The sequence below is a fragment of the Clostridium sp. CF012 genome, from assembly GCF_018861755.1.
Classification (GTDB): Bacteria; Bacillota; Clostridia; order Clostridiales; family Clostridiaceae; genus Clostridium_AD.
On sequence record NZ_JAHLEF010000049.1, the window covers coordinates 1 to 24,819 of the forward strand.

Here is a 24,819-nt window from a genome sequence, read left to right on the forward strand (position 1 = left end):
ACTAGTAAGATAAGAAATAAAAGTGAGAATATTAAAGTTGAGCTTTCAGATGTTGGATTATAATTTTCTGTAGTAGATAGCATTATTATTAAACGTTACAATCTAAGGTTTTTGACGTTTTTAAATCTAAAATATTAAAGCCCGACGTTAGTTTAATTACTAACATCGGGCTACTTGTTTATTCGTCAAAAATTCGTCAAAAATTAATATTGTTTTTATATGATTTGATACTAAAATCTCAAAATTATTTTCCGAACAATGGCTATATAACGGGTCTACATCAATTCACATTACATTCGTACTTCCTATACATCACTCCATATAGGAGTGAGAGTATAAATCCCACGGTACCATCCTTGTTAATCATAATTAATTGATTCACTTTATTCCTTTTAACGGGGGAAACCGATACAATCTAATAACTCAATAGTGAGATTTCAAATGTACAACTCCGAGATGTCTTTCAGTATAATGATTCTTATTAGGTTTGCACTATCCCTAACTCACTTTGAAGATTTCATCAACTTACTATTCTCATCATAGTTTTTACAATAATTACTATAAATTTTATATAACTATAACATTACATTTTTTTATTGTCAAGTGCCTTTATTCAATTTTACTCCCTTCTGAAGCTGCCTCGATTTTTTCATGGCTACCAAGTGATTTTGGTAATCTAGCATCATCATTTTTCTTAATCATGATTTGCTGTTGGGTAGTATAGTTGTAGTTTTTTGAATCTTTTCGTGCCATATATATTGCCACCTTTCTAAATATTAATAAGATATATCAATACTATTTATATTAGTTTCTCCAGCATTTATAGTATAATACCCTTTTGATTAAAATCAACTTACGATTTTTAAAATGGAAACTTCTTAACTGTCCCCTTACTTTATTTTTTCTAATGCACTATAAGACAATTTAGTTTATAATATTGTGTATAGTCGAAAGCAGGGAGAGAAAGATTGTTAATAGAAATAATTTATTTTTGAGGTGAGTAACATGGATAGAGTATCTTTAAAAGCTTCATTGGTAATTGGAATTATTGGTATAATTTTAATATCCCTTATATATTTTAGACCTGTGAGCATAAAAAGAAACTATAGCGGTTATATATTTGCTGACAATAGTGAATTTGAAAAATCCACAGAAATTGTGCTTGTGGGAGAACTAAAAAAGAAATTATCTTTAAATCATGTATTCACTGGGAGTGTAGAAGCGGAGGGTATTAAAGAGAAGGTTATTTTAAAAAGAATATGGTCCAAAAATAATATTTTTAAAAGTTCGGGATATAATGCATTTATAGAAACTAAAAATAGTAAAACAGGGCAATTTGAGGTGACGGGAACACTTGATACGTCAAAGGATTTCAACGAAATTATTATTAGACTTGGTAAAGTAGATAGTAAGTATAATGGTAAATTTAACATTTGTGGTCCAAGTAGTACTAGTGAAGAAGCCAAAGGTATAATAAAAGCTATGGAGAAAAATAATTAAAGTTGTTGGAGGGGTTGTAATGTCTAAAGAATTAATTTTAAAATTAAAGCCATACCTAAGTGAAAAAATATGGGGATGGGAGAAATGGGTGCTTTCATGTCATAAAGACGGAAAATCTACAATACAAGAAGGGGTTTATAAGGGACAAGAATTGTCTGAGCTTCTAGAGTGTGGCAATGATTTTCCTATATTAAAAAAAATTATAAAAGCAGAAGATGCACTATCGGTACAAGTACATCCAGACGATGATTATGCTAGAAGGTTTGAAAATGCAAATGGGAAAACAGAGTGTTGGTATATATTAGATGCAAAGGAAGGCGCCACGTTAGTATCGGGGATAAAAAAGGGTTTAAACAAAGAGAAGCTTAGAGAAATTATAAAAGAAGATAAATTAGAAGATTACTTAGAGCGAATCAATATCAAAAGAGGAGATTTTATCTACATACCAGCTGGTACTGTACATGCAATAGAAGCTGGGGTAAAGCTTATTGAAGTACAGCAAAATAGTAATATCACCTATAGACTTCATGACTGGGGACGAGGTAGAGAAGTGCATATTGAAAAATCCTTAGATGTCATAGATTATGAAGGTAAAAATCATGGTGGAAAAATTGATAAATTTGATAAATTAGAGACACCCTATTTTAAAGTAGAAAAAATAATTGTACATAACAATTATGTAGACAGGGTTAAAGAAAGTTTTCATTGCTATATTGTTATAAGTGGTGAGGGTGTAATAACAGCTAATAATGTGGAAATGAAGTTAAAAGAAGAAGAGACGATTTATATATCAAAAGGAATAGAGTATACACTAAAGGGGAATATGGAATTAATAAAATCAAGTGTTTAAATTATTGCTAGGAAGGATTTTTACTTAATTTAATCCTAGCTAAAAAATATAAAGGTGGTTTTTAATATGAAAAAAATGAAGTTTTTGAAAAAAGTGATGGTATTATTTACATTGATTTTCGTGATTGTTGTAGGAGGATGTACTAATAAGGAACAAGTTAAGGGTGATAGCACTCCCAAAACAGAGGAAAAGGTAGAAGCACCAAAGGCAGTTAAAACAGAAAAAGGAGTAAATGACAAAAACCCTTTGGTTACTATAGAAATGGAAGATGGATCATATATAAAGATAGAATTATATCCAGAGATTGCACCTAATTCCGTTAGAAATTTCGTTTCACTAATTCAGAAGGGGTATTATGATGGATTGATTTTTCATAGAGTAATGCCAGGGTTTATGATACAAGGTGGAGATCCCGAGGGAACAGGTGGGGGCGGACCAGGATACTCAATAGCTGGGGAGTTTAGTGAGAATGGTTTTAACAATGAACTAAAGCATGGAAAAGGAGTAATTTCCATGGCTAGAACTGGTGAACCGAATTCAGCTGGGTCACAATTTTTTATAGTGGTTGCTGATTCTGCTAATAATTCTGCTAGTTTAGATGGTAAGTATGCTTCTTTTGGTAAGGTTACAGAAGGTATGGAATCAGCCGATAAAATAGTTGCTGTAGAGACTGATGGTACCAAACCTATAAAAGAACAAAAAATGAAAAAGGTTACTGTAGACACCTTTGGAGTAAAATACGGCGAAGTGGAAAAGGTGAAATAAAGTATAAGCAATGCTCATAATAAAAACTCTTATGTTTTCAGCATAAGAGTTTTTTGTGGATCGTAATTAAATTTATATGTTTTTGAGATTTTATTTTTCTTAAAAAATAAGGACTTTGACTGTTTTTCTACGTTATGGTATACATTTTACAGGCTGAGGATCAAAAACTCTAACAAATTTTATGGAATATATATCACACATTAGCATATCATTTGTACCACTTTCTTGAATAACAATAAAACTAATTCCAACTTCTTTCAAAATACCCTCTCTATCAATTAACATACTAGTTCCTATTAAAAATTCTATTTTTATATATTTACCTATTTGTCTTGTTAGCCAGCCTTGATTATATAGTGGATTATTTACTATGGGGGAGGTAGGTGGAAGTTCAGGGTTTTGCCTATTGGGAGGAGCTTCCAATAAAGGTTTTTGCCTTGTATCGTCCATCATATCAAAATTAGGCAAAGGTATCATTGGAGGCTCTGAAAACATAGGATAAGGATTCCACTGTGGTGTTCCATTAAAGTTGTTAGGTGGTACTATAAACATAAAATATCCTCCTTAAAAAATTATATTAAATTACGGGTTAATGGTGTTGATAGTTATGATATCCTCAATTTAGTTTACAGTAGTATTATATTCAGTATATTTAAAAGGGTACTTAAAAACTAAATTAAATTAAGTAATGAAGCAAGTGAGTTGCTATAAATAGCTAGTAAGTCAAATGAAAGTTTGATATAATTAAAGTGCATTTGCGTCTCATTTGGTGAGATATTATTATTCGTGATAAACCAATAATAGCAAATGTATTTTTTATTTTTAAATGCTTACACATGAAAAAAAATATATCTATAATTATATATATATACTTATGTTGGACAAGATATGACTATAATAAAAATTCGCCCCCCTTAAAATTGGGTGGTTATTCGTATAGTATTAAATAGACAAGTTATGAAACATTTATATAAGAGGTGAATTAGTGAATTATGCTAAATAGTGGAGATATATTAGATGGGAAATATGAGGTAATTAAAACTTTGGGAAAGGGTGGTATGGGTACCGTTTATTTATGTAAAAATAAAAGACTTGGAAACCTGTGGGCTATAAAGGAAGTAGTACAAGATATAAAAAATACGGGTATTTTGACAGAAGCTAATATTTTGAAAAATCTAAACCATGTTGGTATTCGTAGAATAGTAGATATATTTTATGAGAATAATAATCTTTACATGGTTCAAGACTATGTAGAGGGGCAAACACTAAAAGAGTATGTTAAAGTAAATGGTAAGATGAATACAGAAGATATATGCAGGGTTACATCGGATTTGTGTGACATTTTAGGCTATTTGCACAATCAAAAACCAGCTATTATATATAGAGATATGAAACCATCTAATATAATGATAACGCCTAATGGGAAAATTGTGTTAATTGATTTTGGTATTTCAAAGGTTTATAAGAGTGATACAGATCAAGATACAGTGAGCGCAGGTTCTAATGGATTTGCGGCTCCGGAGCAATATGGCGTAGGAAAATGTTGTGCTGGAACAGACATATATGGCATTGGAATGTTAATATACTTTATGGTTAAAGGTAAGATTCCAACTACAGGCATAGAACCTCTTTTAGATGAAAATTATGAAGCGAATATTGATTATAATTTAAGAAGAATAATACAGAGATGCGTTAAGATAGATATTGTGGATAGATATATTTCAGCAGAAATATTAAAAAAAGAAATTTTAGATGTATTAAAAGTAGATAAATATGAAAAAAAAGCACTTTTTAGTAATCATAATAGTGACACCAAAGTCTTTATTAAAAAAGAAAAAAAAAAATTACAGATATGGGTAAACTTAAAAAAGCTATTAGTGCATTTTTATTATTTGTAATTGCAATTTTAGCAAGTGTCTTTATTTTATATGCCTTACATCATTATTAAGTATTTATGATCAAGTTAAATTAATTAAACTAAAACTAAATTTATGAAATAAATTGAAACTAGTTAAAGTTTTTCTGAAATTAATATAAAGATAAGATTACTTTAACCGAAAATATAAATAGTGACATAATATAGAATAATGCAAGGAGTGAAGACATGCCCAAATTTACAATGAAAAATAATATGAATTTTACAAAGGTTAAAAGCATTAAGGCAGTAATACTTATTTCCATTTTACCAATAGTTTTAATATCCTTAGCGGTAATGGGAATATTCACTAACTATACATCTAAGAAACTTATAACTACAGAAATTGAAAATAGTATGAAACATCAGTTACAAGAAACTATTAATCTAATCGATAGGAATATGCAAAAACATGCTCAAATAGCAGTTGATTTAGGGAAATTTACTGGAGCTAGTAGATTGGTATTAACCAAGGAAGCAATTACAAAAGCTCAAGAAGAAGTAATTTCTACCAATGAAGATACTTTAGGAGTGGGAGTTTGGTTTGAACCATATAAATATAAGAAAGACATAAAATTCTTTGGACCTTATGCATACAAAGAAGCCGGAGTTTCGAAGGTTACTGATGATTATTCTACTGAAGAATATAGTTATCCTACACAATCTTGGTATACTATAGGTAAAAATATTGATAAAAAGGTTGCTTGGCAGGAACCTTACTATGATGATACTTTAAAAGTGACTATGTTAACAACTACTGCACCAATATATGATGAGAATAAAAATTTTTTAGGTGTAGTAACTGCGGACATGAATTTAAAAACTATACAAGAAAATATCAAAAATATTAAAGTAGGACAAACAGGAAAAGCAATCTTACTCGGAAAAGACGGTACATATTTGGCAGGTGTTTCTGAAGAATTAGCTATGAAAATTAAGGCTACAGAAGATAAAAATACAAGCATAGCAAAGCTAGGAAAAGATATTTTAAAAAATAAAGAGGGAATATCTTATTTTGAAGATGAGAATGGCAAAAATCTTGCATATTATAAACAGATACCAGAACTGGGCTGGAATGTAGTGCTATCAATTCCAGAAAAGGAACTTTATGCTCCAATTAATAAGCTATTGCTTAGTATAATTATACTAAGTCTAATTGTTTGTGTAATGGTAACATTGGCAGTTAGTATGTTCAGTAGATATATCACTAAGAATATTAAAGAAGTAAATGACCTTTCACATTCAATTGCAGAAGGGGATTTGACCCAGATAATAAATGTTAGAAGTAAGAATGAGCTAGGATCAATGGGAAACAATTTAAACAGAATGACTAATAACTTAAGAGGATTAGTTAAAAAAGTTACGGAAAGTCTAGAACAAGTAGTAGCAACGTCAGAGGAACTTACAGCAAGTTCTGACCAAACACAACAATCTGCAGAACAAGTTTCTCTAGCTATTCAACAGGTAGCAATTGGTAGTGGAGAGCAAGTTGATATAGCTAATGATACAACAAAGATCGCAGAAGAAGTATTTAAAGGTATGGAACAGATATCAAACAATGTGCAAGCAGTAGCAAATACTTCTTTAGAAGCAATTAAGAGAGCAGAAAAAGGTAATGATGTAGTATATTCTGCTATAGAACAAATGAATAATATTAGTGATAAAGTAGCTACTTCTTCACATGCGGTGTCTATACTTGGCGATAAATCAAAGGAAATAGGAAGTATAGTATCATTAATAACCTCTATTGCTGGCCAGACAAATTTATTAGCACTAAATGCAGCTATTGAAGCAGCAAGAGCTGGTGAGCAGGGACGGGGTTTTGCAGTGGTAGCTGATGAGGTTAGAAAATTGGCAGAACAATCTGCATCAGCAGCTGGGAATATATCAAGTTTAATAAATGAGATCCAAAAGGAAATAGTCAATGCTGTTAAGGCCATGGATAATGGTACAATTGCAGTTAAAGATGGTATAAGTATGGTAAATCAGGCAGGCAAATCTTTTGCTGAGATATTAGAGGATATAAATCATATATCTTCCCAAATGCAGGATGTGTCAGCAGTGACAGAAGAAATAGGTGCAGGGACACATAATATGCTAGGGGGCATTGAAAATGTGGCTAAGATTTCTAATGAGTCTTCAGGAAATGCTGAAAATGTAGTAGCAGCATCCGAGGAGCAGACAGCTCTAATGAAAGAAGTGGCTAATGCTGCTGAAAATTTAACGCAAATGGCTGTGGAATTACAAAGCTTAATGAGTAGTTTTACATTATAGTATTATGAATGTACCTTGAAATGGAAATAAGTCAAATTAACCCTATAGGATTTAAGCCTATAGGGTTAATTTATCGACGGCTTTATTCATATATATACTTGATCCTTAAATTAAATTAAACTATTAGTACAATGTATGCGGTTTCTGTGATATTAATGTGAATTATAAAGAATAAGTATTAGGAGTTGTCCTAATATAGTGCTATAATGTTGTTAATTTGGAAAATAGAAGTCATAAATATTTTATAACTTTTAATATGGGGGGATCACGATGAGAAGAAGAATGGTGAGAAGAATGTTGTCTTTACTTATAGCTAGTGGACTAGCTATGTCAATAAGCATGCCGATTTCAGCAGCACCACTAAGTGAACAACTAAATAATCAGAAAAAGCAACTTCTAGAGCAACAAGCTTCAAATACTAAGCTAGAGAAGGATTTTGAAAAATTACAGATATCAATTGAGATGTTAGACTTTGATATTGAGAGTATATACACAGGAATTGATAAAGCAAAAGGTGAAATAAATGTTACTGAAAATAAAATAGAGCAAACAACAAAAGATATTGTAATTGCGGAAAGCAACATAAAAGGCGAGGAAGAGTTATTTAATGAAAGAATGAGAGCAATGTTCATGAATGGTGCAGATACATACTTAGAGATCTTACTGGATTCTGAGGGATTTGAAGACTTTATATCGAGAGCCGAGAATGTTAAAAAGATTGTAGAATATGATAACAAACTTATTAGTGAACTGAATGTGAAAAAGCAAGATATTGAGCAAAGGAAAAAATCCCTTAATGAAAATAAAGTAAAAATATTAGCATTACAAGCTGATAATGAAAGCAAATTGGACAAGCTTAGTATAAAAAAACAAGAACAAAGCAAACTAATAGTAGAAGCTGAAAAACAGCAGGAATTAAATAAGAATGAAATAGCAGAAACTCAGGCATTAATGGGTAGTACTGCTAATCAAATAAAAGAAGCATCAAATCAAGCACGTAAATATGAGATAGCAATGGCTACTAAGAAAGATCGTGAAATTACTCCATCAAGAGGCATAGTTAGCGATGTAGTAGAAAATGAAACAAAGACTCAGCCAAAGGATGAACCAAGAAAAGAAGTAGTACAAGATGTCAGTGAATCCCCAAAACCTTCATCAGTTAGTTCAAATGAAGTAATAGCATATGCTCAAAAATTCTTGGGAACACCTTATCAGTGGGCAGCAACAGGTCCAAATACCTTTGATTGTTCAGGTTTTGTTCAATATGTATATGCTCATTTTGGAGTTAGCACTGGTAGGTCTACCTATGATCAAATAACCTACGGAGAATATGTGTCGCGAGGAAATTTAGAACCAGGCGATTTAGTGTTCTTTGGGTCAGGCACTCCTCACCATGTTGGTATTTATGTGGGAAATAACTCATATATACATGCCCCAAGTACGGGTGATGTAGTTAAAATATCAGCATTAACAAGAAGTGATTATTTATCTGCAAGAAGAGTTAGATAATAATTGTAAAACGCATAAAATAGCTTACATAAAAGGGCAATATAAGTAGAATTCCTAACAGGAATATTCTTATATCGCCCTTTTGTATATTTAAAGAATTATTTTTTTCTGTACTCAGCAAGAAGTAAATCCACCATTGCACCGTAACTTTTTGTTCCAGATTCTTGGTTTTGAGATTTAAGATAAGTGTCGTTAATTTTATCATTTATCTTTTCTACAGGACCAGAATACTTATTCCAAAAATCTTGATTGTACTTCAAGTCATTAAGTATGCCCCTGCTACAGGTCAAAATCAATTCACTATATTTTTCAGGATCACTTTTTTGTAATGCATTAAATGAATAAGATAAGGCTGAAAGCGCTCCAGAATATTGAAAGTTTATATCTGGATGATTTATACAAGCTATATATGCAATATAATTTGCTTCGTCTTCCTTAGCAAATCCTCTTTGATGAGCCATTTCATGAGTGGTTGTAAAAGGCAAAAAGGATTCAGGTTCTGCCATATTAATGTTTGCTTCATTGGTAAAAGGGAAATAAAAACCTGTAATTCCTGTATAGCACATTGGAATCGACAGTAATATGGCCTTAGGTGTTCCGTAGTTACCTTTTAATTTAGGATATTTTAGAGATGCGCTATCATATCCTAATTGAGCAGTTTTTAGAATATAATTTTTGTTATATGGAACTTCCATTACACCGTACTGATTTTCCTTTATTTTTGTTCTAAGAGTATTTGAATTATTTATTAGGGTTTCACAAAGTTCAGCAAGTTCTTTTGAGGATGATTTACGTACATTTAATTGAAATACCTTATCTAGTGTAAGTCTTTGATAATTAAATCCCCACAATAGTTGAAATGAAAAATATATTAGTCCTGCTACTGCCAGTATATTTAAAATAAAGTTCTTTGAAATTTCCAATCTTTTATTTTTGCCTTTCAATAAGTTCAAAATTGTTTTAGAAATATATACTAAAATGAAGGCTGAAAAAGACACAATAACAAGTTCGGCAAGAGAAAAGGGCAAAATTCCTGTAAACCAACTTAAAATATTAGCAATTATTTTATAAAAAAATGAAGAATAGAAGCTTTCTATAAAGCTTGTAAACATCCTAGATGTTTGAGTAAGCAAAATACCTAAGGGTAAAAGTAAGATTAAAAATGATCGCTTATTAAATAAGGATTTCTTCAATAAAACACCTCCACTATATAATTAAGTATATTAAAAGCTCCAAGGAAAAATTTTACTTGGAGCTTTTTTAAATTAGTTTTTTTCTTTTAGTAAGTCTCTAATTTCAGATAATAACACTTCTTCATTTGAGGGCTTAATAACAATAACTTCTGCAGCTTTTTTCTTTTTAACAGAGGTTATAACTTTTATAAATATAAAAAGTGAAAATGCGATTATTAAAAAATCAATGATAGCTTGAATAAATAATCCATAGTTAATTGATACCGCTTCTCCACCAGCTATTACTGAAGGCACATCGTATTTTAAACTAGCAAAATTAATTCCGCCTAGTAATAAACCAATTATAGGCATTATAAGGTCTTTTACTAAAGAAGCAACTATTTTAGAAAATGCACCACCTATAACAACAGCTATTGCTAAATCCAAAACATTTCCTTTAAGAGCAAATTGTTTAAATTCTTTCAACATATATATAACACTCCTCTTCAAATTCTATTCTACCAATTTATAGATAAATTATCAAAGGTATTTTCTGTGAACAATATAGGTTTATAGAATTATATTTTATATTTTGCGGTATGAATTAAAGGATTACAATAATATGCGGTCGCAACTACCTTATTACTTGCGACCGCATATATTTTTTGAACTTGCCACTTGCCACGTGGATGGCACTAAATAAATAGATTTACATTTGAGTTTTCAGCTTCACCTAAGTAATAACCAACTCCACCAATTTTTACACCATCAATAAGTTCCTCTTTTGTAATTCCCATAACATCCATGGACATTGAGCAGGCAACTACTTCCACGCCGTTATCTATTGCTAATTTTATTAAGTCCTCAAGAGAACTTATATTCTTGTTTTTCATTACGGAACGAATCATTTTAGCGCCAATTCCCATCATATTCATTTGGGAAAGTTTAAGCTTTTTACTTCCTCTTGGCATCATAAATCCAAACATGGAATCCACTATTCCTTTTTTTACAGATACTTTCTCCGGTTTCCTTATGATGTTAAGGCCCCAGAAGGTAAATAATATGGTAACTTTACTACCCATTGCAACTGCTCCATTTGCAATAATAAAGGCTGCAATGGCTTTGTCTAAATCACCACTAAAAACTACCATGGTTTTATTGTTTTTTTCCACTGTCTCTGATGGAAAAGATTTATTTACTTTGCTAAAATTATTGTTTTTTTTTATAAAGGCATACACCATACCCTTTTCTTTTCTTAAATCTAACAATTCATTACTTGTTTTAGTACACCAAGATTTAATATCTTCATAAAAGCCAGGGTCAGAAGCTGTTACTTTTAATATTTGACCATCATTTAAGTCGTCAATACTAGCTTTAACTTGAATTAATGGACCTGGACAACATAAACCACAAGCATCTAGAGTTTTATCATAATTAAAAGTGTCATTATCTTCTAATTTTTTAATAACTTGAGTATCAGGGTCTAAAATCTGACTTTTTGGTCCATCATTCACTTTAACTTTTTTTGGATTAAAATTTGAAATAGAAACTGATTTATATCCTCCAGTTAAGTTTTTAACCTTAAATCCCTTTTGCTGCAAAATTCTTGCAGCAACGTATCCCCTTAGACCTACTTGACAGTATTCAAGAATTTCCTTATTTTTATCAAGTTCACCAATTCTTTCTCTTAAACTATCTACAGGAATATTTATAGCACCATCAATATGTCCATTAGTAAACTCCATTTCGGTACGAACATCCAGTACTATAGCATTTTCTTTATCATAGGCCATAAACTCATCTGTTGTTAATACATCCATTCTTCCAGCTATTACATTTTCAGCTACAAAGCCTGCCATATTTATTGGATCCTTAGCAGAGGAGAAAGGTGGTGCATAGGAAAGTTCGAGCTGTGTTAGATCAGTTACTGTTCCTCCGAGGCGTATAACTGTAGCAAGCACATCTATTCTCTTGTCTACTCCATCATAACCCACACATTGAGCTCCAAGTATCTTACCGACCTTATTAAAAATAAGCTTTAATGTCATAGGAAGAGCGCCAGGGTAGTAAGATGCGTGACTTACAGGGTGAACAAATATAACTTTATGAGGAATGTTAAGGCGTGTTAGTGTTCTTTCATTATTACCTGTACTTGCAGCTGTTAAGCCAAATACCTTAATAATTGAAGTTCCTTGGGTTCCCTTATAAGTAGTGGCAAGACCTGCAATATTATCAGCTGCTATTCTACCTTGTTTATTTGCAGGACCTGCTAGTGGTATTGCGGTATTTGTTTTGTTTACAAAATCTACAACCTCAATAGCATCGCCTACTGCAAATATACCTTCTGCACTAGTTTCCATTTTATCATTTACTAAGATATGACCCCTAGCACCTGTTTTAATACCAGCTTCTTTTGCAAAAGCAGTATCAGGAATTACACCTATAGCCAATATAACAACATCAGCACTTAATTTTTTACCACTATTTAAAGTTATTTCAACACTGTCTTCATTATCTTTAAAAGCTTTTACTCCATCGTTTAAAATTATATCTACACCGTTATCAGAAATTTCCTTTTCAACGGTTATTACCATATCTGTATCAAAAGGAGCCATTATGTGAGGAGCTGCTTCTACTATAGTAACACTAAGTCCTCTTTCTTTTAAGTTTTCAGCCATTTCTACGCCAACATAGCCTCCACCAATAACTACAGCAGTATTAATTCCCTTTTTATCCACATATGCTTTAATGTTATCTGTATCTGGGATATTTCTTAAAGTGAATATTCTTTTACTATTAATACCTTCTATATTAGGTTTAATAGCTTTTGCTCCTGGTGATAACACTAAATAATCATAGCGTTCTTCATAAGTGCCTCCAGCCTTACTATTAACAGTTACAGTCTTTTTTACTGTATCAAATCCCACTACATCACTATTGTTTCTAACATCTATATTAAATCTTGCCTTCATACTCTCAGGAGTTTGCACTAAAAGTTTATCTCTGTCTTTTATTACCTCACCAATATAATAAGGTAGTCCACAATTTGCAAAAGAAATATATGCATCTCTTTCAAACATAATTATTTCTGCAGTTTCATCTAGTCGTCTAAGTCTGGACGCTGTTGAAGCTCCACCAGCTACTCCACCTACTATTAATACTTTTTTCATTACAATTATTCCCCCTTGTATTTTTTAATCTATTTATTAACTCAATATTAAAATTGAATTTATTAACTTTATTATTCTTTCATCTCTAATTTTATAGTTAACCTCAAGGCCCTGCCTATTACCCTCAATTACACCAGCATATCTTAACTTCTGTAGATGCTGAGATACAGTAGATTGAGGAACTGCGAGGCAAGTCTGCATATGACCTACATTACATTGACCTTGATCTAATATACTTTTTACAATGAATAACCTAATAGGGTGTGCCAATACTTTTAGAATATCCGCAATTTCACTATATTTCGTATAATCTGTATCCATAGCTCTTCCTCTTTCCTTAATTTTCATATGATCATTATCAAGTTATATTATATCTATAGGAGGACAATCCTCTAGTGAGAGATAAATGTTTTAAAAGAATCATGCATTGCTATATTATAATATTACGATATAACAATATAATAACATATATAGAACAAAAAGCAATAGAAATATCAAAATTTATTAAATATTTCTACATGTCATATTATGATATAACCAATCATAATAAAAAAAACTAATTATTTTTACCGAATATTCCTTCTACAATGTATTTTATTCCATTTGAGGGGCTTGGCAACTGTACTCCTAAGGTTAGAAGAACGCTAATTATCATTGAAAACATAATAAGAGAAAAATAAAAAAATATTTTACCACTATTTTTTTCTTTTAAAAGTGGGATAGTTTCAAAAAGCATAACTATGATATATGAAATTATTACAAGTAAAAACATTTCTTGATTCTCCTTTTATTATTTTTCGATGGTAATAGGCTCATTTGTTCTACCATAACCCTTTATTTCCAGTAGTTACGCTTGTTGATGATAAAATTTTACTTCTAATCTCCGCCACAACAAAAATAATTAATGGTATTATAACTTCAAAAACAAAGGAATAATATGGCCATATATTAGAAGTCCAGAATGACATTTCCATGATACTTTTGTAAGCGAAAAAGGAGAAGCTTAACATTAAAAGAGTTACAGGTGTTGTAATAAACTTGTAATCATCAAAGCCAAAGACCTTCGAAATACCATTGCAAACTGCAATAATACATATTGATACTTTAACGAAGATACATACTAAAAAAATAATAACTACTAACATTTCAAGTCTTTCAAGCAATTCACCTAGGTGAATAAGGCTTATTGCCAGGGTAGTAGGGAAATATACTCTAGATATGGAGTTACTACCTAATATTAAAATGTTTCTTAGCGTTGATAAAACTATAAGCCCTCCACCTATGAGTAATCCTATTATAAATGTTCTTTTATAATTTTTAACTTTGGATATATTTGAAAATACCATTGTAAAAATCACGGTTTCACCCAAGGGATAAGAAAAACTTGAGAAGGCACCTTTTAAAATTGGTGTGACACCATTGTTTAGTATTGGTTTTAATCTGCTTATATCCATTTGTGGAATTGCTAGTATAGAGATAGTTAAAAATATTAGAATTACAACCCAAATGAAGAATTCAGACCATCTTCCTAACACTTCAATACCTTCTTTTGAACACCAGATAAGTAGTATAGTAAAAAAAATTATAGGTACTGCCACCGGTGTTTCATCGAATACTAAGGTACTAGTAAAGTCTGATAAGGTTCTAAGAATTAACGCTCCATCATGAAATGCAAACCATATCATTAGTATACTTATTAATTTACATAGAAACTTTCCCATAAGGATTTGAAGTATATCAAATAAATCCTTTCCAGGGAATAAGGATAAAATTCTAGAAAAGATAAGTAATAATATAATGGACCAGGTCATAGCAATAATTATTGCAATCCAGGCATCTTGTTTCGCATGTCCGCCAGCTCCTGCTAAAAAAGTACTTCCAATTATGAAGAGTATTATAAGTATTACGGCTTGTCTTTCAGAAATAACTTCATTTTTCATTTATGCCTCCCACACTATTTCCTGTTATAATGAACAGTAAATAACAAGCTTATTGTTTTACCACAATTGCTTTGATTAATTTTCTAATATAATAGGGGTGTTCGTCATACCACTACCATTTATTTGAAGATGTATGTTAACTTCAGTTTTTACGTTAGCAAAAATATCTTTTCCGCTTTTTTTGAAAATTTCACTTGCTTTTGATTTTTCTTTATCAAAAATTTCTTCAAAACCTAAAATATCGCTTTCATAATCCTTCTGTAATTTACTAATTAAAGACTGTATCTGGGTCTTGATTTTATTTTCTGCTTCCTCCTGAAGTATTTTTAAGGGGTCCTCTTCCATGAAATTCTTAGTTCCTCCAATTTCATCTATAGTTACAACCGGGTATATATCTATTATAAGTGATACTATTCCATTGTTATAAAGGGGAGTTAATTTAGTCTTATTTTCATGTATTCCTAAGGTTACATCAGTGTCAGAACCAGAAACGTTCTTTATAACAATTATTCCTTTTTTTAATTTGTTTTTAATCATAAGCATATATAGGGTTTCGTTCCCATTTAGATATCCTATAAGTTTATCTGATTTAAAAATAGCAGAGCCTTCTAGACGAGGGGATAGAGTTCCGTTATTTAATTCATTTTTAACTATAGCTATTGTTTCAGACTTTCCTTTTTGAGATATCCCATCTACAAATGACCATAACCTAGAATCAGTAAATTTAGATAGTGTTTTTCCTGACTTCATGGTCTCCTCAAGATGAAAGGAAGTTACTTCGTTAAGCTTAACCTTACATCTTAAAATTTCAGCAGCACTATTACCCTTTGCTATTAATATCCACATATCTGATCTAACGTCTGATGATCTATTAACCCAATCAACTACGGGGATTACACCTTCTTTTGCTAGAGAATCACTTATTATTAATACCTTTGCATCACTCCAAAAAAGTTTTAATCCGGTTTTTTCTATGGTATCACTCACTGCGTTAAATATACTGTCGCCTTCGGAGCTGTGAAGCTCAGAACTAATGATCGAGGATACCCCTTGAGTTTGTGTGGATATAATTTCTGTTGTAACAATATATTTATTTGTTATTAAATCTTTATCTATTGCCATACCAGCTACTATTGCTAAATTATTTATTTCTACATAATTCCAGCACCCACATAACATAATGGGACATATAGCCATTATAAAAAGTACAATTACTAATTTTTTTTTTTCATTTTAAACCTTCTTTCGCCCTTTTTTCATGCGTTTTTTATTTTTTTGAAACATCTTCGGTCTTAAATACATATCCCACCAGGGGGCTCTAATTGCAGTATCTTTTATATCCTGAGTGGAAAAAGAAGGGACGTTAAGCATATAGGGTATACCAAAGGAGCGTATTGACATCATATGGAGAACTAAACCCATTACGCCAAAAATATAACCATACAAGCCTAGGAAGGAAGATAACAACAAAAAAATTATTCGTATCTCTATTAGTCCTAAAACTTGAGGCAGCATAATGCTTGCAATTCCTGTTAATGCAGTAATTATTACTATAGGGGCGCTGATTAGTCTTGCGCTAACGGCAGCATCGCCAAGCACTAAGGCACCTACGATACTAATTGCGGTACCAACTTGTTTAGGCATTCTAAGACCTGCTTCCTTAAGTATCTCAAATATAATCATCATAGCCATGGCTTCTACAATTGAAGGGAAAGGTGTTCCTTTTCTCGCAGAATATATACTTAAAAGAAAGGGAGTTGGAATAAGTTCTTGATGGAAGGTAACAAGGGCCACATATATGGCTGAGGTGCTAGTACTAATAAAAAAACATAACCACCTAAGCAATCTGACAAAAGAGGAATATAAAAAATTGTCATAATAGTCTTCATTACTTTGAAAAACCTCAACAAAGATAGTCGGAAGAGTTAAAACAATAGGACTTCCATCGCACATTACTGCAAACCTTCCTTCGAGAAGCTTTGCTGCTACAACATCAGGTCTTTCTGTATTAATTATGGTTCTAAAAGGAGAATAGGGAGCATCTTTAATAAGTTCTTCAATGTAACCAGAATCTAAAATACCGTCAATATCAATATCATCTAGTCTTTTCATTAATTCCTCAAGTATAGCTTCCTTTGCTATGCCATCAATATAACACACACAAATTTGAGTTTTAGTTTGTTTCCCCATTTTCATAAATATGAATTTTAAGTTAGGGTTGATAACACGGCGCCTAATAAGTGTAAGGTTTAGGCTCATTGATTCGGTAAATCCTTCGCGAGGACCCCTAACTATAGTTTCTGCTTGAGGTTCTGAGATATCCCGTGTTTCCCAACCGACGGTATCTATAATAATTACATTAGCAAAACCATCTATGAAAAGCATAGTTTTTCCGTATATAATTCCTCCTATAATATCATCAACAACGTCAGATTTTTTATTGTTTCCGGTTAAAAGTACTTCTTGCATTAAAACATCCATAATTTCACTATGATTAATATCGGATATATGACTTAATAAAATTGGTTTTATAATATTCTCATTAATCAATTGGGTATTTGCCATTCCGTCAATGTAAATCAGCATACACGTAGTTACATTAGGTTTACCAACTGATAACGATCTATATACGACTGTTGTATCATTAGTAAAAATATTTTTTATTATATTAATATTTTCATCTAATGAGCTTACTAGTTTTATATTTGAAAAGTCATTTGTATTCATAAATTAAGCTTCCTTTATATCATAATAATTAACCACGTTGAGATATTTTATCCAATTTGTAAATACTTTATTCGCATAGATCTTTATGAGAAAAAATTGGGGACGATTAACAATTAATTGCTATAAAGTACAATTAGTTGTTAACTGTCCCTTTGTTTTTAGTTTTATTTTAAATAAAAAATTGAGAAATATTGTTAAAATAAATGAAAAATGTATTGCATTTTTCATTTATTTATGGTAATATAAGCTCATATTAACTGTTTATTAGCAGTTGGTGCTGAGATTAACTAGATAACAACATATCCTCTTTTTAGAATATAATTGTTAATCGGTTGTTAGATCTTAATATTTGGAAAAAGGAGGAATGTTTAAAATGGCAGATAAAACTTTAGTATGTAAAGACTGTTCTAAAGACTTCGTATTCACTGAAGGCGAGCAAGAATTTTACAAAGAAAAAGGATTCGATAATGAACCTCAAAGATGTGTTGATTGCAGAAGAGCAAGAAAACAACAAAACGACAGAGGATTCAGAAGATAGTAAAAAGATTATTATAACCCTATAGGATTAATCCTATAGGGTTTATTTTTTTATAGGAAACCATGAAGTTTAAAAAACAGGGATAATATTGGAAAGAATATTATCCCTGTTTTTTTAATCTTTAACTATCTGGATAGTAGGATTTTTTCTTATCTTATTATCTTCTGAATTATTAAAAAATTTAACAATTTCCCACCAACCAGTGGATGCAGCACCAAGGATGCAGGCAAGTATAGTGATTTTAAAGTCTAAAGCTACAGTTTTAAAAATAGGGTGGGCAGCTGGAATGTACACGATTGAGAATAACATTACTAAGGCTAAACTATTAATGTAAAATCTAGCTTTACTACCTTTTTCCTTAAATATGCTAATTAGATGCTTAGTGTTAGATCTATTAACTAGGACTAGAACTACGTTTCCAACTATCAAGACTATTAGTGAAAAAGTTCTTGCGAAGTCTGCGCTTAAACCTGAATCCACCATATAGTGAAAAGGCAAAAATGCTGCTAAAAACATTGTTGCACCTTGTAATAAAACTTTTCTTGTTAAGCCTATTGTAAGTAATGGTTCGTTTGGCGACCGTGGGGGCTGCTCCATTATATAATCTTCTGCTGGTTCACCTTCAAAAACTATAGAGCAGGTTGGATCCAAAATCAGCTCCAAAAGAACAATATGAACTGGTAGTAATATTTGTGGTAAGTTAAAAATAGGTGAAAATAATGCGAGGGCCATAATAGGAATATGAATTATCATTATATATACCATAGCTTTACGAATGTTATCAAAAACCCTTCTTCCATCTTCTATGGAGTGAACTATAGTTGTAAAATTATCGTCCATTAGAATCATATCCGCAGCTTCTTTTGCAACCTCTGTTCCTCTTTTTCCCATCGCAATACCTATATTAGCATTTTTTAGTGCTGGAGCATCATTTACTCCATCTCCAGTCATTGCAACAATTTCGCCATTATTTTTAAGGGCCTTAACTATCTTCATTTTATGCTCTGGAATTACTCTTGAGAAAATATCACAATGGCTAACGGCGTTTTTAAGTTCATCCTCAGTCATAGTATCAATTTCATCTCCAGTAATAGCACAATTGTTAAAATTAAGACCTATTTCATTTCCTATGGCCATAGCTGTTTTAGAATAATCTCCTGTTATCATCATTACGCGTATGCCAGCTTTTTTACATACTGCTATAGCATTCTGTACACCATTTTTTGGTGGGTCCTGAAGTCCAATTAACCCCTTAAAGCATAAACTATATTGATCTAAATTATCATTAAGGGTATTAGTTACTAAATCTGCCAGTGCAATAACTCTTAATCCTTTGCTAGCCATACTATCTATAGTATCTAAAATTTTTATTTCTTCATTTTGGGCTAAATTACATAAGGGTAGTATAGTTTCTGGGGAACCTTTAGCGGCTATATAGTAGGCAGCATTTTCTTTGTAAATATTTGCCATTCTTTTAGTTTTAGAATCAAAAGTAAATTTTTTAGCTTGCTCAAGCTTGTAAAGCTCAGTTATGTCTATTTTATCTTTGCCAGCGTCTACTATAGCTTTTTCCATGGGGTCATAGGGATCTTTTTCACAAGCTAAAACTAAAAGCTTAGCTAAATCTTTATTCTGCATTTTATCAGGGTCTATAAATCCATTGCTATATATAGTTTTTGCTCTCATTATGTTTTGTGTAATTGTTCCTGTTTTATCTACGCAAAGCACTGTGGTAGAACCTAAAGTTTCCACAGCAGGGATTTTTCGAATTAAGGTATTCTTTTTAGCTAGCCTGAAAGCGCCTAGTGATAAGAATATTGTAAGTACTACGGGGAATTCCTCTGGGATAATTGCCATAGCCAAGGTTACACCTGCAAGGATACTCTTTATAAATTCACCAGTATATATATAGGAAAAACCTATTACTATAATACATAGGATAAAACCAGCAATAGCTAGAGTTTTTACTAATTGAGATACCTTTTTTTGAAGAGGAGAAAGTTCTTCCTTTGTTTCACTTATTGCTTTCCCTATTTTCCCATACTCAGTTTCAAAGCCTATTGTCTTTACTCTAGCGGTACATTTTCCGAAATTTGAAAGAGTACCTGCATATAGACAATCCTGTTTCCAATAGTCTTTTGAGGAGTCTACAGTTCCCACTCCTACCTTATATACAGGCTCACTCTCACCAGTAAGGGAAGATTCATCCACTGAGAAATTTGATTCCTCAATAACTTCACAATCTGCAGGAATACGATTTCCCTCGGATAAAAAAATTATATCAGAAGGTACAAGTTCGCGGCTTTTGATTATTTGTTTTTTACAATTCCTCATTGCAGTAACATGAGGCGCAGTCAAATCTTTTAGTGCATCCATAGTTTTTTCAGTTTTCCATTCCTGAACGAAAGTTATAGTAGCAACAAAAACAACAAAAATAAGCATTATACTACCTTCTCGAGGTTCACCTAATATAAAATATAAGGTTGCTGCGCCTGCTAATAATAAAAACATAGGCTCTTTGAATACGCTTAAAAATTTTAGTATAGGATTAGATTTTTTAATTTTTATAAGCTCATTAAAACCATATTTCTCTCTAAGTGCTTTTACTTCTTCATTATTCAAACCCACTAATGATTTATTTTCCATTTATTACACCTCGTTATCAATTAATAATTATTACATTAATTATCATATGCTACAAAGGTAGAAATGTTATGCAATTCTAAAAAATAATTGTAAAAATAAGTATTATCAATTGAGAAATAATTATAGATATTAATGGGAATTAATTGTAAATAATATGCATTAATATATGATAATAATTATTAAATAAATGGAAGATAGAAAAATACTTTACAAAACATGTTTAAAGAAATACAATAAAGTGAGTAATCACTCATTATATATTATAGGTGAAAGGAAGAAGATAAATGGCTAAAGAAAACAAAGAAAAAAAGATATTAGAATCCGCAATAGCGCTGTTTTCAAAAAAAGGATTTAGTGCGACAACAACTAGTGAAATTGCAAAAGATGCAGGGGTAGCAGAGGGCACCGTATTTCGCTACTATAAAACAAAAAAACATCTTTTAATTAAAGTTATGAGTAAACTTATTGAAGTTATGAGTGAGGAACTCATAGCAAATCCAGTGGGGAAAATTTTAAAAGAAAATACGATCAAAGATGATGCAGATATATTAAAAATGCTACTCATGGACAGACTAGATGTGTTCAATAGATACTGGGATATTATACAAGTTATTATTACTGAAATTCAGTTTCATGAGGATATTAGAGAAAGCTTTTTTGTGAATGTAGTATTTAAAGTTAAGGATATATTAAGGGAATTTATTGAAGGTGGCATTGCAAAAGGTCGCTTTAAAAACTTTGATTCAATAGTAGTAAGCAGAGCACTACTCGGTACTTTTATGGCATATATTATTCAAAAGAAAATTATGGGTGAAAACAAACAAATTGGAAGTGAGCAAGAAGTAGATGAAATAATTGAATTATTCTTAAATGGACTTTCGGCAAATAAAGTTCAATAATAAAAATCGAATTCAAAAGGAGAAGTATAATGAAAAAGATAAGTTTGACATTTATGGGTTTATTACTAGTTTTTATGTTCACGGGATGTAGTACATCTAAATCAGGTGAGGATAACAGGTATACTGCAACTGTTGAGAGTGATAGCTATAATATTTCTACAGAGATGGGTGGTGTGATTAGTTCCATAAGTTTAGTGCAAGGACAAGAGGTAAAGAGGGGCGAAAAGACAGCGCAGCTTAATACAAAACTATATGAGCTTCAAAAGAAGCAAGCAACTATAGCTTTAAATTCTGCAGTGCTTAAAAAAGACTCCTTGCCGAGCACAGCTACAGATAATATGATAAAGCAAGCTGATAATGGAATTGAAGCATCACAAAATGCTGTGAACCTCGCTCAGCTACAATTAGATAAAACTAATATAGTGAGTGAATTTAACGGTATAGTTACAGAGGTTTTTGTAAACAAAGGCGAAATGGTTGCACCAGGAATGAATATTGCCAAGGTAATAAATAATAGTGAAAAATTTGCTCAAATATATGTTGAAGAGTCGAAAAGGCATGAAATTAAATTAGGAGAGGTCTTAGGTATTTATTTTAATGAGAAGGAAATAGGCAGTGGAAAGATAACATTTATTTCACCGATATCAGAGTTTACGCCTAAAAACACTGAAACGAAAGCAGGAAAAGAAAAGACTGTGTTTCAAGTTAAGCTTTCAATATTAAAGAATGAAAAGATTGTGCCAGGAATGATGGTAGACGTAATGCTGAAAGCTGGTGAATAATATGGATATGGCAATAGAGGTAAATAATCTTACAAAAAAATTCGGGGACTTTGCTGCAGTTAATGACATTAACTTTGAGGTACCAAAGGGGAAAATATTTGGGTTTTTAGGACCAAATGGTTCGGGAAAATCCACTACTATTAGAATGCTCTGTGGGGTTCTAACCCCTAGTTCCGGCAGTGCTAAGGTTCTGGGCTATGATGTATTTAAAGAGGGAGAAAAAATAAAACAAAATATTGGTTATATGTCTCAAAAATTCAGCTTATATGAAGAATTAACTGTAAATGAAAATCTGGATTTTTACGCAGGAATATATGGTCTAAGTAAAAAAGAAAGAGAGGAGAGAAAGAGTGGAATAATAAAAATGGCAGGCCTTGTAGGGCGGGAAAAAACTATGACTAAAAATCTATCAGGTGGATGGAAACAGCGTCTGGCTTTAGGGTGTGCACTAATCCATAAACCAAAGCTATTAGTCTTAGATGAGCCTACAGCCGGGGTGGATCCGGTTTCAAGAAGGGTGTTTTGGCAAATAATTTATTCCCTTGCAAACCGTGGAATAACTGTTCTGGTTACAACACACTATATGGATGAGGCAGCTAGTTGTGATATGGTAAGCTTTATTTTTAACGGTAAAATTATTGCCAGTGGAACTCCAAAGGAGCTAATTGAAAAAGAAGGGGTAAATAATTTAGAAGATGTTTTTATAAAATATGTTGAAAAAGAGAGCAATGAGAAAATTGAAAGCTCTTTTGAAGATATTAAATTTGCTCTGGGAGAGGAGTGATGGAGTATGAATATGCAGCGATTTATTTCAATAATTAAAAAGGAATTTATTCAAATTAAAAGAGATAAGGCTAGTTTTGGAATAGCAATTATGATGCCTATTATGATGATGGTGCTTTTTGGATATGCTGTCACAACAGAACTAGATAATATATCTACAGCAGTAATAGATCAAAACCATACTAAAGAGAGTAGAGAATTTATAAAGAGCTTTGAAAGCACAGGATATTTTAATATAACTAGTGAAGAAAATAACATAGAAAGTGTTCAAAGTGCCATAGATAGTGGCCTGGTTCATGCAGCAATAATAATTCCTCCAGATTATAGCAGTAAAATACTAAAAGGTGAAAAGCCCGCAGTACAATTTCTGATTGATGGTTCAGATCCAACTACAGCTAGAACAGTTTTTAGCAGTGGGGTTTTAACAGGAGAACGATATGGTGTTAAATTTTGGAGTAAGTCCATGGAGAAGTATCCAAATAAATCATCTATAGGAGGAGTAGAGGTTAATACTAGAGTACTCTATAATCCTAGTTTGCGAAATCAAAACTTCGTAATTCCAGGCCTTGTAGGACTAATAATGCAGAATATAACTATATTATTAACTGCTTTTGCCTTAGTTAGAGAGAGGGAGAGAGGAACTATAGAGCAGTTAATGGTTTCGCCAGTGACAGCTCCAGAATTAATACTCGGAAAACTTGTACCATATGTTGTCATTGGATATTTAGACTTTATTTTTGCACTGTCCTTAGGGGTAGGATGGTTCTCTGTTCCAATTATGGGGAGTTTGCCTCTGTTATTATTTTTAGGCTTAGGATTTGTTATTTGTGCACTAGCAATAGGGATTTTAATATCTACTGCCGCAAAAACACAACTTCAAGCAATGCAACTTAGTTTCCTAGTGCTACTTCCAAGTATTCTTTTATCAGGTTTTATTTTTCCGAGAGAATCCATGCCAAAAATTATTCAGTTTTTAGGTAGTATTATACCACTTACTTATTTTTTAAATATTTTAAGAGGAATTGTACTCAAGGGAGTAGGTATGGAAGTGCTCTATAAGGATGTGTTTATTCTATTTTCTATAGGAGTAATTTTATTAACATTAAGTATAGTTCAATTTAGAAAAACATTAGATTAAGAGGTGGTCGAATTTAGTATTAGGTGTATAATTGATATTTTTTTAGCGGTAGACAACTGAGTTATAAATACAATTGCAAATAAAAAGTGTTAACTCTTAGAGGAGGCCACTGAAAAAATGGTTGTTTTTTCAACTGGGTTCCTAATTTGAACAAAAAAAGCATGAGATATCCATATTTTTGGATATCTCATGCTTTATATTTTTATAATTA

The 24,819-nt window shown here is 31.6% G+C and carries 22 protein-coding genes and 1 other annotated feature; of the genes, 11 read left to right on the forward strand and 11 right to left on the reverse strand.

The window, feature by feature from the left end; genetic code table 11:
- Positions 1 to 320: 320 nt before the first annotated feature.
- Positions 321 to 550, reverse strand: a binding site (T-box leader).
- A 59-nt stretch (positions 551 to 609) separates the two neighbouring features.
- Complete coding sequence (locus tag KPL50_RS24410; protein ID WP_216301103.1) at positions 610 to 753, reverse strand: hypothetical protein; 144 nt, start codon at positions 751 to 753, stop codon at positions 610 to 612.
- A gap of 252 nt (positions 754 to 1,005) precedes the next feature.
- Between KPL50_RS24410 and KPL50_RS24415 the strand changes: the two genes are divergently transcribed.
- The 3 genes from KPL50_RS24415 to KPL50_RS24425 all read left to right on the forward strand — a co-directional run bounded on the left by KPL50_RS24415 (position 1,006) and on the right by KPL50_RS24425 (position 3,115).
- On the forward strand, positions 1,006 to 1,500 hold the full coding sequence (locus KPL50_RS24415; protein WP_216301104.1) for a hypothetical protein: 495 nt from the start codon (positions 1,006 to 1,008) through the stop codon (positions 1,498 to 1,500).
- A gap of 19 nt (positions 1,501 to 1,519) precedes the next feature.
- Entirely contained in the window at positions 1,520 to 2,350 is an 831-nt protein-coding gene (locus KPL50_RS24420; protein WP_216301105.1) for a type I phosphomannose isomerase catalytic subunit, read from the forward strand.
- A 66-nt stretch (positions 2,351 to 2,416) separates the two neighbouring features.
- Positions 2,417 to 3,115: a peptidylprolyl isomerase gene (locus tag KPL50_RS24425; protein ID WP_216301106.1), complete on the forward strand. Its 699-nt coding sequence runs from the start codon at positions 2,417 to 2,419 to the stop codon at positions 3,113 to 3,115.
- A gap of 132 nt (positions 3,116 to 3,247) precedes the next feature.
- Here the strand turns inward: KPL50_RS24425 and KPL50_RS24430 are convergent, their stop codons facing one another.
- Positions 3,248 to 3,667 carry a hypothetical protein gene (locus tag KPL50_RS24430; protein ID WP_216301107.1) on the reverse strand — a complete coding sequence of 140 codons (420 nt, stop codon included), beginning with the start codon at positions 3,665 to 3,667 and terminating at the stop codon, positions 3,248 to 3,250.
- Positions 3,668 to 4,107: 440 nt separating this feature from the next.
- On the opposite strand from KPL50_RS24430, the gene KPL50_RS24435 reads away from it, so the two are divergent.
- The 3 genes from KPL50_RS24435 (at position 4,108) to KPL50_RS24445 (ending at position 8,813) form a co-directional block, all read left to right on the forward strand.
- Positions 4,108 to 5,013 (forward strand): serine/threonine-protein kinase, encoded by a 906-nt coding sequence (locus KPL50_RS24435; protein ID WP_216301108.1) that lies wholly within the window; start codon positions 4,108 to 4,110, stop codon positions 5,011 to 5,013.
- A gap of 206 nt (positions 5,014 to 5,219) precedes the next feature.
- Entirely contained in the window at positions 5,220 to 7,304 is a 2,085-nt protein-coding gene (locus KPL50_RS24440) for a methyl-accepting chemotaxis protein (protein WP_216301109.1), read from the forward strand.
- Between the two features lie 270 nt (positions 7,305 to 7,574).
- Positions 7,575 to 8,813 (forward strand): C40 family peptidase, encoded by a 1,239-nt coding sequence (locus KPL50_RS24445; protein ID WP_216301110.1) that lies wholly within the window; start codon positions 7,575 to 7,577, stop codon positions 8,811 to 8,813.
- 98 nt (positions 8,814 to 8,911) lie between these two features.
- Here KPL50_RS24445 and KPL50_RS24450 read toward each other — a convergent pair whose 3' ends face one another.
- The 8 genes from KPL50_RS24450 to KPL50_RS24485 form a co-directional block, all read right to left on the reverse strand.
- Positions 8,912 to 10,006 (reverse strand): DUF3810 domain-containing protein, encoded by a 1,095-nt coding sequence (locus tag KPL50_RS24450; protein ID WP_216301111.1) that lies wholly within the window; start codon positions 10,004 to 10,006, stop codon positions 8,912 to 8,914.
- Positions 10,007 to 10,078: 72 nt separating this feature from the next.
- Entirely contained in the window at positions 10,079 to 10,474 is a 396-nt protein-coding gene (mscL, locus tag KPL50_RS24455; RefSeq protein WP_216301112.1) for a large-conductance mechanosensitive channel protein MscL, read from the reverse strand.
- 206 nt (positions 10,475 to 10,680) lie between these two features.
- Positions 10,681 to 13,155: a CoA-disulfide reductase gene (locus KPL50_RS24460; protein WP_216301113.1), complete on the reverse strand. Its 2,475-nt coding sequence runs from the start codon at positions 13,153 to 13,155 to the stop codon at positions 10,681 to 10,683.
- Between the two features lie 36 nt (positions 13,156 to 13,191).
- Positions 13,192 to 13,476, reverse strand: a complete 285-nt coding sequence (locus tag KPL50_RS24465; protein ID WP_216301123.1) for a helix-turn-helix transcriptional regulator — start codon at positions 13,474 to 13,476, stop codon at positions 13,192 to 13,194.
- A 235-nt stretch (positions 13,477 to 13,711) separates the two neighbouring features.
- Positions 13,712 to 13,927 (reverse strand): hypothetical protein, encoded by a 216-nt coding sequence (locus tag KPL50_RS24470; RefSeq protein WP_216301114.1) that lies wholly within the window; start codon positions 13,925 to 13,927, stop codon positions 13,712 to 13,714.
- 49 nt (positions 13,928 to 13,976) lie between these two features.
- Positions 13,977 to 15,095: an endospore germination permease gene (locus tag KPL50_RS24475; protein ID WP_216301115.1), complete on the reverse strand. Its 1,119-nt coding sequence runs from the start codon at positions 15,093 to 15,095 to the stop codon at positions 13,977 to 13,979.
- Between the two features lie 75 nt (positions 15,096 to 15,170).
- Complete coding sequence (locus KPL50_RS24480; protein ID WP_216301116.1) at positions 15,171 to 16,292, reverse strand: Ger(x)C family spore germination protein; 1,122 nt, start codon at positions 16,290 to 16,292, stop codon at positions 15,171 to 15,173.
- A 36-nt stretch (positions 16,293 to 16,328) separates the two neighbouring features.
- Positions 16,329 to 17,822, reverse strand: a complete 1,494-nt coding sequence (locus KPL50_RS24485) for a spore germination protein (RefSeq protein WP_216301117.1) — start codon at positions 17,820 to 17,822, stop codon at positions 16,329 to 16,331.
- A 373-nt stretch (positions 17,823 to 18,195) separates the two neighbouring features.
- Here KPL50_RS24485 and KPL50_RS24490 point away from each other — a divergent pair, with 373 nt between their 5' ends.
- The gene (locus KPL50_RS24490; protein WP_125002068.1) at positions 18,196 to 18,360 is read left to right on the forward strand and encodes a zinc-ribbon domain-containing protein; all 165 of its coding nucleotides are present in this window, start codon (positions 18,196 to 18,198) and stop codon (positions 18,358 to 18,360) included.
- A gap of 114 nt (positions 18,361 to 18,474) precedes the next feature.
- Here the strand turns inward: KPL50_RS24490 and KPL50_RS24495 are convergent, their stop codons facing one another.
- Positions 18,475 to 21,006, reverse strand: coding sequence for a cation-translocating P-type ATPase (locus tag KPL50_RS24495; protein ID WP_216301118.1), 2,532 nt, complete (start codon positions 21,004 to 21,006; stop codon positions 18,475 to 18,477).
- Between the two features lie 284 nt (positions 21,007 to 21,290).
- Here KPL50_RS24495 and KPL50_RS24500 point away from each other — a divergent pair, with 284 nt between their 5' ends.
- The 4 genes from KPL50_RS24500 to KPL50_RS24515 are packed head-to-tail and all read left to right on the forward strand — an operon-like array spanning position 21,291 to position 24,608.
- Positions 21,291 to 21,905, forward strand: a complete 615-nt coding sequence (locus KPL50_RS24500) for a TetR/AcrR family transcriptional regulator (RefSeq protein ID WP_216301119.1) — start codon at positions 21,291 to 21,293, stop codon at positions 21,903 to 21,905.
- 29 nt (positions 21,906 to 21,934) lie between these two features.
- The gene (locus KPL50_RS24505) at positions 21,935 to 22,687 is read left to right on the forward strand and encodes an HlyD family secretion protein (RefSeq protein WP_216301120.1); all 753 of its coding nucleotides are present in this window, start codon (positions 21,935 to 21,937) and stop codon (positions 22,685 to 22,687) included.
- Position 22,688: 1 nt separating this feature from the next.
- Positions 22,689 to 23,471, forward strand: coding sequence for an ABC transporter ATP-binding protein (locus KPL50_RS24510; RefSeq protein ID WP_216301121.1), 783 nt, complete (start codon positions 22,689 to 22,691; stop codon positions 23,469 to 23,471).
- Between the two features lie 6 nt (positions 23,472 to 23,477).
- A complete protein-coding gene (locus KPL50_RS24515) occupies positions 23,478 to 24,608 on the forward strand; it encodes an ABC transporter permease (protein WP_216301122.1) in 1,131 nt (376 codons plus the stop codon).
- Positions 24,609 to 24,819 lie beyond the last annotated feature (211 nt).

Bases quoted from the DNA above. Each gene is read 5' to 3' on its own strand.
- KPL50_RS24410 (WP_216301103.1), bottom strand. From the start codon at position 753: ATGGCACGAAAAGATTCAAAAAACTACAACTATACTACCCAACAGCAA.
- KPL50_RS24415 (WP_216301104.1), top strand. From the start codon at position 1,006: ATGGATAGAGTATCTTTAAAAGCTTCATTGGTAATTGGAATTATTGGT.
- KPL50_RS24420 (WP_216301105.1), top strand. From the start codon at position 1,520: ATGTCTAAAGAATTAATTTTAAAATTAAAGCCATACCTAAGTGAAAAA.
- KPL50_RS24425 (WP_216301106.1), top strand. From the start codon at position 2,417: ATGAAAAAAATGAAGTTTTTGAAAAAAGTGATGGTATTATTTACATTG.
- KPL50_RS24430 (WP_216301107.1), bottom strand. From the start codon at position 3,667: ATGTTTATAGTACCACCTAACAACTTTAATGGAACACCACAGTGGAAT.
- KPL50_RS24435 (WP_216301108.1), top strand. From the start codon at position 4,108: ATGCTAAATAGTGGAGATATATTAGATGGGAAATATGAGGTAATTAAA.
- KPL50_RS24440 (WP_216301109.1), top strand. From the start codon at position 5,220: ATGCCCAAATTTACAATGAAAAATAATATGAATTTTACAAAGGTTAAA.
- KPL50_RS24445 (WP_216301110.1), top strand. From the start codon at position 7,575: ATGAGAAGAAGAATGGTGAGAAGAATGTTGTCTTTACTTATAGCTAGT.
- mscL (WP_216301112.1), bottom strand. From the start codon at position 10,474: ATGTTGAAAGAATTTAAACAATTTGCTCTTAAAGGAAATGTTTTGGAT.
- KPL50_RS24460 (WP_216301113.1), bottom strand. From the start codon at position 13,155: ATGAAAAAAGTATTAATAGTAGGTGGAGTAGCTGGTGGAGCTTCAACA.
- KPL50_RS24465 (WP_216301123.1), bottom strand. From the start codon at position 13,476: ATGGATACAGATTATACGAAATATAGTGAAATTGCGGATATTCTAAAA.
- KPL50_RS24470 (WP_216301114.1), bottom strand. From the start codon at position 13,927: ATGTTTTTACTTGTAATAATTTCATATATCATAGTTATGCTTTTTGAA.
- KPL50_RS24475 (WP_216301115.1), bottom strand. From the start codon at position 15,095: ATGAAAAATGAAGTTATTTCTGAAAGACAAGCCGTAATACTTATAATA.
- KPL50_RS24480 (WP_216301116.1), bottom strand. From the start codon at position 16,292: ATGGCTATATGTCCCATTATGTTATGTGGGTGCTGGAATTATGTAGAA.
- KPL50_RS24485 (WP_216301117.1), bottom strand. From the start codon at position 17,822: ATGAATACAAATGACTTTTCAAATATAAAACTAGTAAGCTCATTAGAT.
- KPL50_RS24490 (WP_125002068.1), top strand. From the start codon at position 18,196: ATGGCAGATAAAACTTTAGTATGTAAAGACTGTTCTAAAGACTTCGTA.
- KPL50_RS24495 (WP_216301118.1), bottom strand. From the start codon at position 21,006: ATGGAAAATAAATCATTAGTGGGTTTGAATAATGAAGAAGTAAAAGCA.
- KPL50_RS24500 (WP_216301119.1), top strand. From the start codon at position 21,291: ATGGCTAAAGAAAACAAAGAAAAAAAGATATTAGAATCCGCAATAGCG.
- KPL50_RS24505 (WP_216301120.1), top strand. From the start codon at position 21,935: ATGAAAAAGATAAGTTTGACATTTATGGGTTTATTACTAGTTTTTATG.
- KPL50_RS24510 (WP_216301121.1), top strand. From the start codon at position 22,689: ATGGATATGGCAATAGAGGTAAATAATCTTACAAAAAAATTCGGGGAC.
- KPL50_RS24515 (WP_216301122.1), top strand. From the start codon at position 23,478: ATGAATATGCAGCGATTTATTTCAATAATTAAAAAGGAATTTATTCAA.